General features: G+C 38.6%; 11 protein-coding genes. 8 read left to right on the top strand and 3 right to left on the bottom strand.

Annotated features, from left to right (window positions below; translation table 11 throughout):
• The first annotated feature begins 78 nt into the window (after positions 1-78).
• The 8 genes from lnt to GO621_RS09750 all read left to right on the top strand — a co-directional run bounded on the left by lnt (position 79) and on the right by GO621_RS09750 (position 15265).
• On the top strand, positions 79-1704 hold the full coding sequence (lnt, locus tag GO621_RS09785; protein ID WP_157566487.1) for an apolipoprotein N-acyltransferase: 1626 nt from the start codon (positions 79-81) through the stop codon (positions 1702-1704).
• Between the two features lie 109 nt (positions 1705-1813).
• Positions 1814-4936: a T9SS type A sorting domain-containing protein gene (locus GO621_RS09780; protein ID WP_157566485.1), complete on the top strand. Its 3123-nt coding sequence runs from the start codon at positions 1814-1816 to the stop codon at positions 4934-4936.
• An 887-nt stretch (positions 4937-5823) separates the two neighbouring features.
• On the top strand, positions 5824-6375 hold the full coding sequence (locus GO621_RS09775) for a hypothetical protein (RefSeq protein WP_198170201.1): 552 nt from the start codon (positions 5824-5826) through the stop codon (positions 6373-6375).
• Positions 6326-6967, top strand: a complete 642-nt coding sequence (locus GO621_RS09770) for a hypothetical protein (RefSeq protein WP_157566481.1) — start codon at positions 6326-6328, stop codon at positions 6965-6967. The genes GO621_RS09775 and GO621_RS09770 overlap by 50 nt, the downstream gene beginning before the upstream one ends.
• Before the next feature lie 126 nt (positions 6968-7093).
• Positions 7094-8809: a response regulator gene (locus GO621_RS09765; protein ID WP_198170200.1), complete on the top strand. Its 1716-nt coding sequence runs from the start codon at positions 7094-7096 to the stop codon at positions 8807-8809.
• 339 nt (positions 8810-9148) lie between these two features.
• Positions 9149-12076, top strand: a complete 2928-nt coding sequence (locus GO621_RS09760; RefSeq protein WP_157566477.1) for a beta strand repeat-containing protein — start codon at positions 9149-9151, stop codon at positions 12074-12076.
• A gap of 66 nt (positions 12077-12142) precedes the next feature.
• Entirely contained in the window at positions 12143-14965 is a 2823-nt protein-coding gene (locus GO621_RS09755; RefSeq protein ID WP_157566475.1) for a T9SS type A sorting domain-containing protein, read from the top strand.
• A gap of 81 nt (positions 14966-15046) precedes the next feature.
• Positions 15047-15265, top strand: coding sequence for a hypothetical protein (locus GO621_RS09750; RefSeq protein ID WP_157566473.1), 219 nt, complete (start codon positions 15047-15049; stop codon positions 15263-15265).
• Positions 15266-15279: 14 nt separating this feature from the next.
• On the opposite strand, the gene GO621_RS09745 is transcribed toward GO621_RS09750, so the two are convergent.
• The 3 genes from GO621_RS09745 to GO621_RS09735 are packed head-to-tail and all read right to left on the bottom strand — an operon-like array spanning position 15280 to position 17889.
• On the bottom strand, positions 15280-16125 hold the full coding sequence (locus tag GO621_RS09745; protein WP_157566471.1) for an N-acetylglucosamine kinase: 846 nt from the start codon (positions 16123-16125) through the stop codon (positions 15280-15282).
• Positions 16122-16505 (bottom strand): response regulator, encoded by a 384-nt coding sequence (locus GO621_RS09740; protein WP_157566469.1) that lies wholly within the window; start codon positions 16503-16505, stop codon positions 16122-16124. The genes GO621_RS09745 and GO621_RS09740 overlap by 4 nt, the downstream gene beginning before the upstream one ends.
• 58 nt (positions 16506-16563) lie before the next feature.
• Positions 16564-17889, bottom strand: a complete 1326-nt coding sequence (locus GO621_RS09735) for a TolC family protein (RefSeq protein ID WP_157566467.1) — start codon at positions 17887-17889, stop codon at positions 16564-16566.
• Between the last annotated feature and the right edge of the window lie 5 nt (positions 17890-17894).

Below are 17894 nucleotides of genomic sequence, written 5' to 3'. Positions count from 1 at the left end.
TAGTTCATTGCCGCAGTTAATCGCCCAAACCTCATACCTGTTACCTCCAAACCTCATACCTGTAACCTCCTACCCTAAATGAAAAACAAACTCCTTTTTCTCTCTATAATTTCCGGTTTACTACTCTGGATTGCCTGGCCGCCAACGCATTATACTACTTTTTTACTCTTTGTAGGATTAGTGCCGATGCTTCTTTTACTGGAAGAAATTATGGAATCCAACTCTAACAGAAAAGGCTTTTTGATTTTCTGGATGAGTTTTCTCGGGTTTTTTATCTGGAACACGCTTTCTGTTTACTGGGTTTATAATTCCATCAAAACAATTGGTGCGTTGGTGGCCGTTCCGATTTCATTTATTCCCTACTCGCTTGGCCCGCTGCTGATGAGTACTGCTTGCTGGTTATACTATCGTTTAAGAAAAATTGCACCTTTAAACTGGAGTTTGGCCGGCTTGGTCTGCTTTTGGATCGGATATGAATATTTGCACCAAAGCTGGGACCTGGCTTTCCCCTGGATGACTTTGGGAAACGGTTTTGCCATCAGTCATCAATGGATACAATGGTACGAATACACCGGTGTTTATGGTGGAACAATCTGGATTTGGCTGGTTAATATTTTAATCTTTTTAATTTATCAGTCACTAAAAAAACAGTCGCAAAAGAAGCATCGGCAGCGTTTGGTGGCTGCTGTTGTACTGGCCATTGTGCTTCCGTTAAGCCTTTCCTTATTCATGTATTTTCAGTATAAAGAACAGGAAGACCCATCAAACATTGTTGTAGTGCAACCCAATATTGATCCTTATGAAAAAGTTGGAACGATATCAACATCAGATCAGATCAATACTTTAATTACACTTTCTAAAAAAGTTGCGCAGCCGAACACTGAATTTATTATCTGGCCGGAAACTGCAATTTTTGATGAAAAAGGCATTGATGAAGATCAGATCAGAAGCAGCAATTATTATTTACAGGTGCAACGCTTCCTTTATCCTTACAAAAATGCAAACGTGTTAACGGGGATCGAATCTTACAAATTCTACAGTCATGACCCAACGCCTTCGTCCGAGCAAATACCTGGATACACTATGTTTGTTGACCGCTTTGATGCAGCCGTAAATATTGAAAACTCGGCTAAAGTTCAATTTTACCACAAATCAAAATTAGTTCCGGGCGTAGAACAAATGCCTTTTGGTTCGGCTTTATCTTTTTTGAAACCGGTTTTTGCACATTTGGGCGGAAGCACAGGCAGTTATGGCAAACAGGATGAACCCACAGTTTTCTACTCGCAAAGCGGAATTGGCGCAGCGCCTGTTATTTGTTATGAATCAATTTATGGCGAATATGTAGGAAAATATGTGCTAAAAGGGGCACAGTTTATCGCCGTTATCACTAATGATGGCTGGTGGGAAAATACTTCCGGCAAAGACCAACATTTGGATTATGCCAAGTTAAGGGCAATTGAAACACGGCGCTGGGTTTGCCAATCGGGCAATACCGGTTTATCTGCTTTTATTAACCAGCGCGGCGATGTGGTGCAGCAAACCAAATGGTGGACACAAACTGCAATCAAACAAGACATCAACCTGAACAGCGACCTTACTTTTTATGTAAAACACGGCGATTACCTGGCCAAGGCTGCTTGTTTAATTGCTTTAATAATTATTATTTTCTTATTAGTTAATAAAGTTATAATAAAAGTAAAATAAAGCTTTACCTTTATTTCAGATTCATTTGTTTTTGAAATAAAGCGTTTTGCCTAAACATCAAAAAAAAATATTTTTTAGTAACAGGTACACGAAAGCCTTTTTCTGTACCATGCTTCTTTTATGCACCTTTTTTTATGCTGATGCGGCAACAATTACTTCTACCAGCACGGGTGGCAATTGGAATGATGGTACAACCTGGGTTGGAGGTGTAAAACCGGGTTCATCGGATGATGTAGTAATTGCACCCAATGCAGTAGTTTTGATGGATGCTGCAAATGTAACTGCAGGAATTGTAAGTTTAACTGTTGCAGCGGGAAGCAGTTTGCAAATGAGTTCTTCGGCTGTAAATAATATCCGTTTCAATATCAAGGGCAATATTGTTAACAACGGAACAATTAACTTTTGGTTAAGCAGTACCTCGGGAGCAAGTTTATATTTAACGGGCAGCAGTAGTACGTGGTCTGGAAACGGGGCCTGGAACCTGGCGCAACTGTTTATCAGCAATTCGGCTTTAGAATTTAACAGTGATTTATCTATCACCATTAACAGGACCATCAGTGTTGGTACAGGCTCTTTAAATGCTTTAAACAAACGCAGTGGTGTTACGTTTATATTATCAGGTACAGAAAATGCTACGCTTGCCAGTGAAAATGCAAGTATTTTTTACGGAAATATTATTGCCGATAAAAGTAACCGTGTAATCACTTTTGCACAAACCGGCACTACTGATGCATATAACCAAATCAATATTTTAGGTGATATTACCCTAAAACCTACTAACCGTTTAACCATAGGCAGTTATAATATTTTAGATATCCCTAATAATTTATCAGGGAGCGGAAGAATAGTTGGAGGAACAAATAGCGATGTACAAATTAGTGGCAGCGGCGCTGCTATTCTTTTTAATTCGGGTGGTTCCGGTTTCAGAAACTTTACGGTTACACGTCCAAACGGTGCAACTATTGACAGTACAGTTTCTGTTTACCAAACATTATCCTTACAAAACCAATGTAAATTATATCTTCCTGCCGGAAAATCAGCCAATGGCAATCAAACTTTTACTGTTGGCCAAAGCGCTTCTGCCGGAACAATTATTGGTGATGGTTATTTAGCACAACAAGCAGCAGCAAATGCTTATCAACTTACAGATTTAACTATCAATGGTACCGCGGCTGTTGTTAACCTCAGGTTTTCGCAAACAAGCAACGAAAACGTTGTCCATAATTTAACGATAAACAAAGCATCGGGCTCCGTTAATTTATTAGACGGAGGCATGCTCCAGGTAAAAAATACTGCTACCATAACTAACGGAACTTTTAATATTGGCAGCGGAACTTTAAAACTTACAGGTTCCATCGTGATGAATGCTAACGGAACTTTAACCGGTTCTTCGCTGGCTAACCTGATTATTGGCAATGATGTAAGCAGCAGCAATGCAACACTTTATTTTAACCAAACCGATGCCCAAAGCCGTTCTTTAAAATCTTATATCCAAACCCGGAACGGAACAATTACTTTAGCAAACCCGGTTGAAGTAAATACCCTGGTTGATTTAAACAGTACCAGCACAGCCAATATTTTAAACGCTGCAAGTAACTTAACTTTAATTTCTAACCAGGCCGGAACAGCAAGGGTCAATACTTTAGGTGCTGCTTCGATCATTGATTCGGTTATTGTACAGCGTTTTATTAAAGGCAGTGATATTTCAAGGCGAGGTTACCGTTTGCTCTCCTCGCCGGTTTACCAGGTCAACAATGCAAATTCGAGCTTGCGCAGGTTTTATTTCAGCCGTTTGCAGGACCAGATTTTAATTACCGGCGCAGGCGGAGCAGCAAATGGTTTTGATCCTTCTCCTGCAAATGGCCCTACTATCTGGAAATATAATGAACCTGCTGCAAATACTGCTTCGCAGGATTTTACCCCGATCGGCAGTATCAGTAAAAATCATTCTATCACTTCACAAGACTTTCTGACTTCTGCCAATGGCTTTTTTTTATTTTTTCGCGGAGACCGGACAAATAATTTAAATAATAAAACCACAGCGCCTTTTCCAGTTCCCGAAGATGTTATCATCAGTTATAAAGGCTTATTGAACCAGGGAAACATTACCGTTACTGCTCCTTCAGGTGCAACCGGCCTGTTATCCTATACAAATCATTCAGAATCAAATGATGGTTTTAATTTGGCTGGGAACCCTTATCCTTCTGCTATTGACTGGGAACTATCTGGCGGAAGCGGAGCGGCAATCGTTCTAACCAATCTTAATCCAACCATTTATATTCTCGACCCGGTTACCAAAAACTATGGCACTTATACCAAAGGTGGTGTTTCTACCGGCGCTGCTACGCGGTATATTGCTTCCGGACAAGGTTTTTTTATAAAAGCAAACAATGCAAACCCAGCCATGATGTTTACAGAAGCAGCTAAAGCAACCGACACTTCTAACCCGGCTGTTTTAGGAGGAAAAACACCTTTGGCAATGGATTTTTTAAGGTTGAAATTACAGCAGGACAGCCTGAACCAGGATGATATTTTGTTAACTTTTAAAGACGGACAAAGCGAAGATTATCATCAGGAAGAAGATGTAGATGATTTAACAGGTATGAATGCAAGTGTTTCTTTATCGGCATTAAGCAAAACCGAAAAAAAGTTATTAGCTGTTGATGCTTTACCGCAGGCAAAACAAGTTAGCACAATAGCCCTTTTTGTGGATGCTGCTGCTAATGGCCATTATCAATTAAAGCTGACTGATTTATCTGATAACTTTAAAAATACGCCTGTTTTTTTAAAAGATAATTTTACTGCCGATTCTGTTGATTTACACAATCAACCCCACTATGCTTTTTTTATCGATAAAAATAATACGGCTACTTTTGGCAGTGGCCGGTTTACCATTTATTTTGGGCCGGACCTAACCACAAGTCCATCTGTTGCAAACCCTAACGCCAGTGTTGTTAATCCGCTTCTAAATATTTCCGGTCCGGCTTCCGTAATGTTGTATCCTAATCCGGCAACAACAGAAGTAAATTTTTTGATCGGTAAAAGAAGCATCAGCAACATCAGGCTTACTATTTACAATAACAATGGTATCAAAATCCATTCGTCTGTCCACCAAAATCAAACCAGTATTAAACACAATGTAGCCATGTTGCCTGCAGGAGTTTATGTGGCAGAATTGCAGGACATTGCAAGCGGTGCTACACTTCAAAATATTAAATTTATTAAGAACTGACCTTGCTTCTTTTATCGAAGTTGTTTAAACTTTTTTTCTGCCCCTGTTTTTTAGATTGATGCTTCTTTTACCACCTAAAAATCTTAATCATGGGTTTTGATTTTTTAGGTTGATGCTTCTTTTATCACCTGAAAATGTTAGGGCCTGTTCAAATTTTGTCTTTTTTTGATGCTCCTTTGATGCCATCTTTTTTTGTGTTTTTGGTTTTTTGGCTAAAGCCGCTTGCCGGTTATCCTTTGTCCACGGCCTAAAGGCCGTGGCAACCGCAATTTAAACCTGACTATACGTCCTGTCCGCACAGCGCCAATTCAGCATTAGTAAACAAAGATCTGTCGTAAAAAACACGCTTTAAAATTGCCACGGCCTTCAGGCCGTGGTGGTATAAACGCAGGGGGCGGCTTTAGCCAAAAACAGGGGCACACAAAAAATTACGGAATAAATTTTAAACAGGCCTTAATGCTCCGGTTTTGATTTTTTTGGCCGATGCTTCTTTTATCACCTAAAAATGTTAATCGTTAGGTTTTGGTTCTTGGTGTCGATGCTTCCTGTGCAGGTTTAAACGGAGCCCTAAAAGTTTAAACAACTTCATTAATAGAAATTGTATATCCTATAATTTCATCCCTATAAATTCAGTTTAGGATTTTGTAAAAAGCTTTTGACAGTTACGTTCTGTTGCTTCAATTTGTAGAAATTTTGCCTTTTGTTGTCCTCCTAAAATTATTTTAATTGACAAACTATTGAAAACAGGCTTCATGTTCTGTGTGCTGAATTACTGATAACCAATACTTCATCTGTACCGTAAACAGGGGATTGATAATAGCGGCGGCTGGCTGAAATCAGTTTTCCATACAATGAGCAAATTTCATTCAAAAAGCATTAACATTTTTATGACCCTCGATCAGAACATGATTGATGGTTATTTTAATAAGCATGACCCTGCGCCTATATACAAAAGGCAATTGAGCCATCAGTTTGAGCAGTATATTTTAGAAACGGTAGCTACAGCTAAACGTTATGATGTGGTTTTTTACAAATTTAAATGTACAACCGAGAGTGATAAACAATATGCAGAACCTTTAATTTATGCCGTCCATCGCCACTTTTCTGATAAAAAAGCAGAAAGGATGAGAGATTTTGCCCGGTTTAAACAACGCAACTGGATTTTATTAGCTGTAGGAATAGTGGTAGCTGTTATATGCCAGGGCTTTTTACCCATTCTGTTAAGCAAGGAACATAACCTGCCTTCTGGTATAAGCAACAGCCTGGATATTTTTGCCTGGGTACTGCTCTGGCATCCTATGGATGAACTCATCTTCCATTGGAACCCTCACTTAAAAGATATTTTACTGCTGGAAAAATTAGGGTCGGCAGAATCAATTATCATAGAACATGAAAAAAAGACTGCTGCCAATAATGACCCTCTTCGGGTTGTGGCATAATGTAACCGCACAACCACATATCGGGCTTCAGCAATATTATTACATGGGGATATACAAAACGTTTACAATAGTGCCGATAGCTACTTACCAAAGCAGTAAAAACTGGTATGCAGAAGGGCGATATAATTATGAGGCAGTTAATACTTTATCTTTATACGGAGGCAAAACTTTTGAGAAAAAAGCTGCGGTTTCTTATTCCGCCAGTCCGATTTTAGGTGTAGTATTAGGGCAAATGAATGGCGGTTCTGCTGGAATAAACCTGGAAATGGATTACAGGAAATTTAATTTCAATACGCAAACGCAATTCACTTTTTCGGTACAGCAATTAACAAACAACTTTATTTACAGTTGGTCTGATTTGACTTATCAATTCTTAGAAAAATTTTCTGCCGGCGTATCCTTACAACAAACAAAATTATACCAGGTAAACGGAGCATTTGAAAAAGGCTTTTTAATAAAAACCGGAATTAAAAACTGGAATTTCCCGCTTTATGTTTTCAGGCCGGAATCTAACGAAAGGTATTTTGTATTGGGCATTAACTATGATTGGCAACAAAAAAATAGTGCTAAAAACAGCACCGGGCAATTATAAACTTACATATACAACTAACAGCTTAAAATAAACAACGCTATGAATACAGGTTGCCTTCTTATAATCTCTGCAGAAAACCTATTGCTTGTACCGTTTTGGTTAACGTGGTGGTTTTATTTACTGCTTATGGTAATTGTTGTAATTGCAGGATACATTTATCATCGGATAAATATGAACGCGGTACTGCACCAGAAAGCAGACGTGGAAAGGAAATTGCTGGAACGTACCGAGCTGCTTTCCTACTCTAAACTAAGTGTACAACGCGCACGTGAAGATGAAGCCCGTGCCAACCATAACAAAAGCTTACTAATTTCTAAGATCAGCCATGATATTCGTACACCTATGAATACGATTATGGGAATGACGGCATTGCTAAACGAAACGGCTTTAAATTATGAACAACAGGAATATACCAGTACTATTTTATACTCAGGAGAAAATTTGCTAAGCATCATTAATGAAATATTGATGAATGATATTTTAGAGTACTCAAAAATAGAATCGGGCCGGGAACTGGAAGCCAAAGAATTTGATTTGCGAACCAATATTGAAGAAGTTTTAGATATTTTTGCTTCAAAGGCCGGACAAACAGATATTGAACTGGCTTATGATATCAGCGAAAAAGTCCCGGTACAACTGATGGGCGATGCTTTGAGGTTACGCCAGATCCTAATGAATTTTGTGGAGAATGCCTTGCGGTTTACTACACGTGGAGAGGTATTTATTGGCGTAAAATTAGTAGAGCAAAAGGAAGATTACCGGTTAAAACTGGAGTTTGAAGTTAGGGATACAGGTGTTGGCTTATCACCCGAAAAATTAGCATCACTTGCAAATAACTTAAAATCAGAAACCACAGAAGGCACTAATTCGGGTTTAGATATAGCGCTTACCGTTTGTAAAAAACTGGTGCGTTTGATGGATGGTTCTGTTAAAGTTGAAAGCCAGGAGAAAAAAGGCACTACCTTTAAGTTCACTATTTTAATGTCGGCCGGCAAACAAACCCCGCATAAGAACACACAGGCAGAAATGTTAAAATTAACAGGTAAAAAAATCTTAATAGCAGATGATAGTTTTACTGTTGGCCATTTACTTAAAAAGCAATTTGACAGCTGGAAGCTTGTACCGTTTTTAGCAGATTCAGGAAAACAGGCTTTGGCGCTTTTAGCACAGCAAGGCAGTTTCGATTTAGCATTGATAGATATGCAAATGCCAGAAATGAATGGTATTGAACTGGCAAAATCTATAAAACAACTTTTCCCGGAACTGCCAATCATACTGCTGAATAAAACCGGAAATGAAGATTATAAAAAACACTCCGCTCTTTTTAGTTCGGTTATCGATAAACCTTTAAAACAGCATGTGTTAAGCGGGCAGGTTTTAAACTTGTTATGGCAAAAAGGCAAAGATGGCTTAGCAAACGATCAGCAAAAACAAAAACTTTCAGTAGAATTTGCTAAACAATATCCGTTAAATATTCTGATAGCTGAAGATGATAAAATGAACCAGAAACTGGTTTCCAAAGTTTTAAACAAACTGGGCTATGAACCGCATGTTTCTGAAAACGGAAAAGATGTATTGGAAGAGGTAAGCCAGAAAAATTACGATTTGATTTTAATGGATGTACAAATGCCGGAAATGGACGGACTGGAAGCAACGAGAATGATCCGGGTTTGCTTAACAGAACAACCTATTATCATTGCCATGACCGCAAACACTTTACAGGGCGACCGGGAAGAATGTTTAAAGGCCGGCATGGATGATTACATTTCAAAACCCGTTAGGCTTGATGGCTTAGTTAACATTATTGAAAAATGGGCATTGCAAGGACAGCAAGGACAATAATTTTCATGCCTTAGCACTACTACTAAGAGCGTGTTTAAATTTATATAATAAAAAATGTTAATGCTTCTTTTATCCTACAAAAATTGGTGTTTGAATCAACTTAAACTAATCAAAAACCAAATACACACAAATTTTTAGGCGGTAAAAGAAGCATAGAAAACTTAATAATTAAATTTTAAACAGGCTCTAAATTAATAAAATAAGTTTTACAGAAAAAATACTTATAAAACCCTGGCGAAATAAACTGCACGAATTACAAACAGGTATTTCTTAAAAATTTATAAAATATAACTAATACATAGTACGTCCCGTAAAACGGGGTGTATTAGTTATATTTCCATGAAAACTACTCCCTATCTCAAGGCTTTTGTATTGCTGTTTGGCATATTAGTAGCTAAAGCAGGTTTTGCACAAAATGTCGGCATCAGTTCAACAAGCAGCTTTACGCCGGATGCATCTGCAGGTTTAGATGTAAGTTATACCAATAAAGGATTGCTGGTCCCGCGTGTTGCACTAACGGCAACCAATGCTGCCGGCCCTATAACTTCCCCCGCAACTTCACTTTTGGTTTATAATACAGCTACGGCCGGCACATCCCCCAATAACGTTACCCCCGGTTATTATTACTGGAACGGCACGGCCTGGACTATGCTGACTACATCAACACAAACGAGTTCTTTATGGGCAACTATTGGTAATGCCGGAACCAGTTATCCAACAAATTTTTTAGGCACTACAGATAACTTTGGCTTACATTTCAAAACCAATAATACCCACCGGTTTTGGTTAGATAGTTTGGGCAGCGTGAGTGTAGGGCTTAATCCTGTATTTACAGCAGGAAGCGCGAGGGAAAGATTTCTTGTTGACGCAGGCTCTACTTCTGCTAACCCTACCCCAACAGGTGCATTTAATGTTATCAGTGGTAAAGGTTATTTAGATAGTTATTTGCAGTTGAATATACAAAATAACTCACCTACGGCTGCTGCAAGTTCTGATATTGTAGCCAGTAATGATGCTGCAACAGAAACGACAAATTATGTTGATATGGGTATTAACTCCAGCGCAAACACCAGTACAGGTGTACTTGGCGGTGCAAATACTGCTTATTTATATGGTGCAGGCAATGATTTTGCCATAGGCAACAGTACTTCTGGTAAAAACCTTCTCTTTTTTACCGGTGGAACAGCTTCTAACGAAAGAATGCGTATTGACGGGACAGGTAATATAGGAATAGGCAATACCGCACCAACCCAAAAAGTAGATATAACAGGAAACTTAAAATTCAGCGGCGCATTAATGCCTAATAATAATGCTGGTACAGCTGGCTATTTTCTAATATCTTCCGGTGCCAATGCAGCACCAACCTGGTATAATGCAACTGCTTACATTAATACAGCAGCCTGGGTGTTGGCTGGAAATGCAGGTACAACTGCCGGAACAAATTTTATAGGCACTACAGATGCTGTAGATTTTGTAGTTAAAACAAGCAATACAGAAAGGGCCAGGGTTAACAGCACCGGAAGTTTTGGAATTGGCAGTAATGCTTTTAACACCACAGCCCCCGAGAGGCTTTTGGTTGATGCGGGGGCTACGTCTTATAACGTTATCAGTGGAAAAGGGAATCTTAACAATTATCTGCAGTTAAACATTCAAAATACAAATGCCGGTACAGGGGCAAGTTCTGATGTAGTAGCTACAAATGACGCAGGAACTGAAGCCAATGGACTAAATTATATTGATATGGGCGTAAATTCAAGCGGTAATACCAGTACAGGGGTATTAGGTGGCGCCAATACAGCATATTTATACAGCACTGGCAATGACCTTGCAATTGGCAATGCAGCTTCGGGCAAAAATCTGCTCTTTTTTACAGGTGGTACAGGCACAAATGAACGGATGAGGGTTGATGGAACAGGAAATGTAGGGATTGCCAATAATGCGCCAACTGAAAAATTAGACATAACCGGAAACTTAAAATTTAGTGGTGCATTAATGCCTAATAATAATGCTGGTACAGCAGGGTATTTTTTGCAATCATCTGGAAGCGGTGCGCCACCTGTATGGTTTAATGCAAGTAATTTAGTTACTACACAAGCCTGGTCCCTTACTGGAAATGCAGGTACAACTGCCGGAACAAATTTTATCGGAACAACTGATGCCACAGATTTTGTTGTTAAAACAAATAGTATAGAAAGAGCAAGAGTTACCAGTGCCGGAAATATAGGTATTGGCACTATTGCGCCTTCGTCTGCATTACACGTGGTTGGTACTAATCCTTTAACGCTTAACGGCGTACAAACAGGAACAAACACCTCTACAGATAGTCTGCTAACCCTTTCTAACGGCGTGGTGAGAAAACTTCCTTTATCAAATTTTGCAGCAACAGCCAATGCTTGGTCAACTACAGGTAATGCTGGCACCACTGCCGGAACAAATTTTATAGGAACTACTGATGCAACAGATTTTATTATTAAAACCAATAATGCAGAAGTAGCCAGGTTTAACAGTGCGGGGAACGTTGCTATTGGTGGTACTGCTTTTAACAGTACAAATCCAGAACAGCTTTTGGTTGATGCAGGAACATCGGCTTCATCTTACAATGTAATTAGCGGAAAGGGAACGCTTAACAATTATTTACAGTTAAACATCCAGAATAACAGTTCTGGCACAGGTGCCAGTTCTGATATAGTGGCAAGCAATAATATAGCAACTGAATCTGCAAACTATATTGATATGGGTATAAATTCAAGCGGAAACACCAGTACAGGTGTTTTAGGCGGGGCAAGTACGGCTTATTTATATGGTACAGGCAATGATTTTGCAATAGGTAACGGGACTTCAGGCAAAAATCTTCTCTTTTTTACAGGTGGTACGGGTTCTACTGAACGCATGCGTATCAATAGTACAGGTTATGTTGGAATTACTAATACAAATCCACTTTCTACGTTAGATGTTATTGGCTCTGGTGGTTATGCTATCACCACCGTAACTACCACCAGTGTAACTTTGGGCGCATCTCACTACACAGTTATCATAACACCATCTGCTGCGGGTACAGTTACTTTGCCTGCTGCGTCAAGTACTACTACCAGAAGGATTTATATAATAGTTAATCAAAACAATACAGCTAAGACATTATTGGGAACCTATAACTATGTAGATTTTAGCGGTACACCAGTACCATCAGCAACTACACCTATATCTATACCGGCGAACAGTAGTATTACTATTCAATCCAGCGGTACTAATTGGTATAGAATTCAATAATTTATTGCGGTATAAATGCGCCTTATTAAAAACCTTCTGCAATGATAGTTCTAATTTAAAAATTGTATGAGTAAATCTAATTTAAACCGTATTACATTCCTACTCATGCTTCTTTTACCTGCATTTTCTTTTGCGCAAGGCATCACAAATAATGGGGCAGCTATTATTGTAAATGGAACATCTACCACTACTTCTAATGTTTATATTAATATTAACGGTACAACAGGTAATTACCTCAATACAGGAACTGGCGTAATCAACTGCACAAATATTGGTTATGATGTTAATGCCGATGGCAGCGCTACCAGTAATATTACTGTAGGCGGAAACTGGACAAACAATGGTTCAACTACCGGCATTACCGGCAATGGTTTAACTACCATTTTTAACAATGCAACTGCCACACAAACAATTGGCGGAACAAGTGCTACCACATTTTTTAATTTAATTTGTCAAGGCCTGGGTAAAACGTTTAGTGCTTCTTCATCAGCTTTTGCAGTTCAGGTTAATCAAAATTTTAGTGTGAGCAGTGCGGTTACTTATTCCAATATTTCTTCGATATTGATTGGAAAGAGTTTTATGGGCAATAGTTCAATAAATTCTGGCAGTTTGCCTGTTACTATTGGAGATGATTATTTGAATACAGCCACAGGTTATAACGTAACCGGAAATTATACTTATAATGGATCGGCAGCAAGTGCAAGCCCGTTAATTGTAGGGGCATTAAATTATAACAACTTAAATATTCTTTCTTCCGATGGCGTTACCAAAGCTGCTCCGGTTAACGGAACAACTACCGTTTCCGGGATTTTAACCGTTGCCGATAAATGTACTTTACAGGCTAATGGAAACCTGACCTTACTTTCTACAGCAAGCGGTACAGCCAGCATTGCTGCATTAACGGGTACTGCAAATATAACCGGAAATGTAAATGTGCAACGTTTTGTTACCGGTAGCTATGGCCGAAGCTACCGGCTGATCTCCTCTCCTGTTTATAACAGTACCAGTTTTTATACCATTGCATCGCTTATCAATAATACACCAATTACCGGCCCTAACCCGGGCACAGGCAGTTTTGATGCTTCCAATACCAATAATGCTTCCATCTGGATGTACCGGGAAGGCGATCCTTTTCCGGCCAATACCGTTATAAAGGATAGCGATTACAAAGGCATTTATTCTTTAACAGAAAACATCCCTGTTGGCACCGGTTTGCTTTTTTTTAACCGTGGCAGCCGCACCAACCTAACTACAAAATTAAGAGGGCCGGTTTTTCCCACACCAGACGATAATGCCATCGTTTTTACCGGCGTACCTAATCAGGGAACAATCAACGTAAAAGTTCCGCAAAACAACATTAACAATTTTACCGTAAGCAGCCCTTATGTTAAAGAAAGTCCCGGTTCATCGGTACAAAGCGCTTATTACTATAAGTACAATTCATCTTATCCACCGGTAGCTAATTTATTAAGGACGAACTGGTATGGAACAAGCGGCAAAACAGGCGACCAGGGTTCAGATGGTTTTAACCTGATCGGAAACCCTTATGCTTCAACTATTGATATTGACCAGGTTACTTTCGGTACAGATGTTAGTCCGCTTGTTTATGTTTATAATCCGGCTACTAAACAATTTTCCTATTATTCAAAAGGCAGTGCAACCAGTGGCTCGGCCGTTACAGATGGCAATGGCGCCAGCCGTTATATTGCAAGCGGAGAAGGCTTTTTTGCAAAATGTAATGTAGTTGGCTCTACCAATGCGGGTGTTACTTTTGCCGAAAGCAATAAGGTAAGTACGCAGCTTACTTCATCCACTTCACCGCTGCTGTTAATGTCGGCACATATTAAAGGAGAGCCGAATGCAGGGCAATTTATTATGGGTGCTCCGGTTAGCAATGGTTTAGATTTAATTGCAGGCGTAACTTCTAAATTAATGCTGCAATTAAAAACAGACAGTGTAAATTATGACGGCATCGGTTTATTTTTCAATAAAAACTTGTCGGCAAATTATGATAAAGAAGATGCATCAGATTTAGATGGCATTACACCAAGCGTGTATTTATCCAGTTATTCTAATGATAATGTACGTTTGGCCATCAATAAAATGCCAACTGTAAACAAAGAGATGCGTATCAGGTTATTTATCGATGCTACTTCTACCGCAAACCAGCAGTTGCGTATTACCGATATGGCTAATATTGCCCCAAAATATAATGTTTATGTGATTGACCATCATCAAAAAGACTCGCTGCTGCTTAACCAGAACAATGCTTATAATTTTAAAATTAACAATGCGGATACTACTACAAACGGAGGGAACCGGTTAGAATTGGTTTTTAAAATTAATCCTGACGGAATTTATAAGCTATTAACTTTTATTGGGGAAATAAATAACCGCAGCATCGTATTAAACTGGACAACAAAAAACGAAGCAGGCTATACTGTTTTTACCGTAGAAAAAAGCACAGATGGCGGCAAAACGTTTCTCGCCATCGGTTCTGTTGCAGCTAACAATACCGGTTCTTATACTTATACTGATAACGATGCAGAAAACGGCAGTGTTATTTATCGTTTAAAACAAACTGTTTTAGACGATACAAGCTATTCTGATCAGGTAAAAATCAATTTCAATGCTTTAAATATCGCTTCTTTTTACGTTTATCCAAACCCTGCCAGCTCTTATATTCAGTTAAACTCGCCACAAGTAATAAAAGGTAATGCAGAAATCCGTATTATTAACATGACTGGCAGTACGGTATTAAAATCAACCGAAAACAGCAATAATGCTTTGCGGATGGATGTTACTTCGCTGATGCCGGGTGTTTATGTTGTTGAATTAACGGATGCAAATAAAAAGGTAATCGGTCGCGCCAAGTTTATTAAAAATTAATTATTAACAGCATGTTACCAATTTTTATGCTGATAAAAGAAGCATCAGGAAATTAATATTAATTTGTTAAATTTGTTAAACATGAAGCTTAAAAAAACCTGTATTTATTTATCAGCAATAATTTTGTTAGTACTGATAAATACGGTAGCGTTAAAAGCTCAGTCACCGGGCACACCTTGTGGAGATCCGGATTTAGATTGCCCTATTGATACACCCGTAATTTTATTGGTTGCAGCAGTGCTTTTTTTAACGGTAAAAAAAATGACTGATGCTAAACAAAAACTAAAAAACAGCCGGTAAAAGAAGCATTGGCATTAGTTGCGTTTGAGGAGAAAATTCAACAGATCGTGTATTGGGTGTTTCATAATTTTTCCCACTTCAACACTTTGTTCTTTACAAATTTCATGTAGTTCTTCCTTTAAATGCCAGGCAACAGAACCAACAAAGTGGCATTTTAATCTTTTATAAGTTGGATAACCTTGAATATTGGTAGTTACAAACTCGGTTAAACCCTGCCGGACCAGGTTTCTGCCATAGTCCCCGCTTTTAATTTCAGCTAAAAAAGCAGCAAAAGAAGCCAGGTAAAAATTTGCGCCAGGTTTGTGATAAACATGTCCAATAACGGTTTCTTTATTAATAGCATACTTTTTAGCGAATAAATTACTTTCTGCTTCAGGCATTCGGCCATATAAATAGTCGGTAACGAGTTTTTTGCCAAAGTAGCTGCCCGAGCCTTCGTCGCCTAAAATATAGCCTAAGCCGTGTTTTCCTTCGTAAATATTTTCTCCGTCAAAATAAGTTATATTAGAGCCTGTACCCATTATGCAGCATAAACCCGTTTCATTGCCACAAGTAGCATAAGCAGAACCCAATAAGTCGCTATCTACGCTTACATAAGCTTGTTTAAATAATTGGCTTAGCACGTTAGAAACTGCTTCGCGCTTATCCGGGCTGGAGCATCCGGCACCGAAAAAGTAAATTTCTTTCACATTTTCAGCTTGGGCCATCAGGCTTTCCTGCTTGTTTATCAGTTTAACCATTTCTTTATCCGAAATAAAAAAAGGGTTAATACCTGCTGTTTTAAACGCTAAATCCGGTTCTCCGGGCGCTACTAATATCCAGTCTGTTTTGGTTGATCCGCTGTCTGCAACTAAAATCATAGATTGATTTCTTCCAGTTTCTGATGAGTAAGAGGTTTGTATAAAAACTGGGTAACAAATGGACTTTCCATTACTTTACGATGATCGAAAGGATCAAGTGATGACGTTAAAATATAAATCATCGGCGAGTTCCCTTCAGGTTTTGATTTTTCGTATTCCTTTAAAAATTCAAACGCATTCATTTGGGGCATGCGTACATCTAAAAAAATAACATCAGGTTTATATTGTCCTTTTTTTAAGTCTTCTAATGCCTCCTCTGCAGATTCTTTTACAATTACTTTTTTTGCAAAAAATTCATTCTCAATTATTTTACGGTTAATCATGTTATCGATGTAATTGTCATCGATTAATAAACATAATTCATATTTGGGTTGTGGCATAGTTTCCTACTAAATTAAATACGTTTATTACTATGCAATAACAATTCCAAACCTTAAATTAATTCAGGCTGATATTTCCTGTAATTTCTTTAAGGCTTATTTCCGATAGTTTTGTTTGGTACTGATTAGTAAAAAAACGCGTTTTTGCATCTAAATAATTTCGTTGTGCTTCTCTTACTTCCAGCGGCGTAATATTACCGAGCCTGTATTTTTCAAGTGTAATATTCAGGTTTTGCCTTGCAATTTCCACGTTTGATTGTCCTACCCGAATTAAATCTAAACCGGATAAAAAATCAATATACAAAGCGTTAATTTGGGTTTCTACCAATTGCTGGATTTGACTTGCCCGGATGCCTGCACCATTTATCTGCAATTTGGCTACCCGCTCCCTGCGTACCTGGTTAAAGCCATCAAATATATTTATACTGGCGGTTAATCCATAATTTAATCCTTTGGTATTTTGTGTTTGGGTAAAACCGGCCGGTGTTGTACTGTTGCTAAAAGCATAACCAGAATTTACACCAATTGCCGGATAGCGCAATGCACGCACTTGCTTTAAATTAATTTCGGTAAGCCGTTTATTAATTTGAGAAGCAAGTATAGCCGGATTAGACTTTTGTGCCTGGGCAATGATATCAGCTAAAACGGGCTGGTTTTGAATAACAATGGTATCCGGAACAGAAAAATCTTCATTTAACTTACGAACTAATAACCGGTTAAAGTTAATTTTAGTTGTATTGAATTGCTGGATTTGTGTTAGAAAATTAGTGGTATCTGTATTAAAGTTTACCTGTGCATTTAACACATCCAGTTTTGCAGCGCGGCCAACGCTGTACCGGTCAGAAGCATAACGTAACTGCAAGCGGGAAATCTGAATTTCTTCTTTCAGTGCTAATAATTGCTGGGTCTGGTTTATCAGATTATAATAAGTGCTGATTACGGAAGCCAAAGTGCTTTGTATGGTATCTCGCTGCTGTACCTGGCTCAGTTTATTCAATTGCTTTAACTGATCGTAATTGGCAAACATGGCAAAACCATCAAAAATAGTCCAGTTAATATTAGGGCCGTAAGTATCACTTGAATTGTGCAGCCTTGGAATTTTGTTTACTGTTCCATCAGAGCGGGTTTGGTTAATATTCAAAATACTGCTGCTGGTAGAAGCATTGGCCGTTAGAACAGGCAAATAACCGGCATTGCCAATGCTTACATTAGCGGCCGAAATGGCAGTATTGTTTTTTGCTAACTGAATGTTATAATTGTTTTTTAAAGCAATACTAACAGCATCTTCTAAAGTAAGCAATGGCGCTGCCTGTTGTGCATAAGTTACTGGCTTTAAAAAAAACAGGCATAAAAGAAGCACCGGTAAAAATTTCGTCAACTTCATTAATA

Source organism: Mucilaginibacter arboris (assembly GCF_009754915.1).
Taxonomy (GTDB): Bacteria; Bacteroidota; Bacteroidia; order Sphingobacteriales; family Sphingobacteriaceae; genus Mucilaginibacter_A; species Mucilaginibacter_A arboris.
Note: the sequence above shows the minus strand (reverse complement) of the source record. Positions and strands in the feature narration are given on the sequence as shown.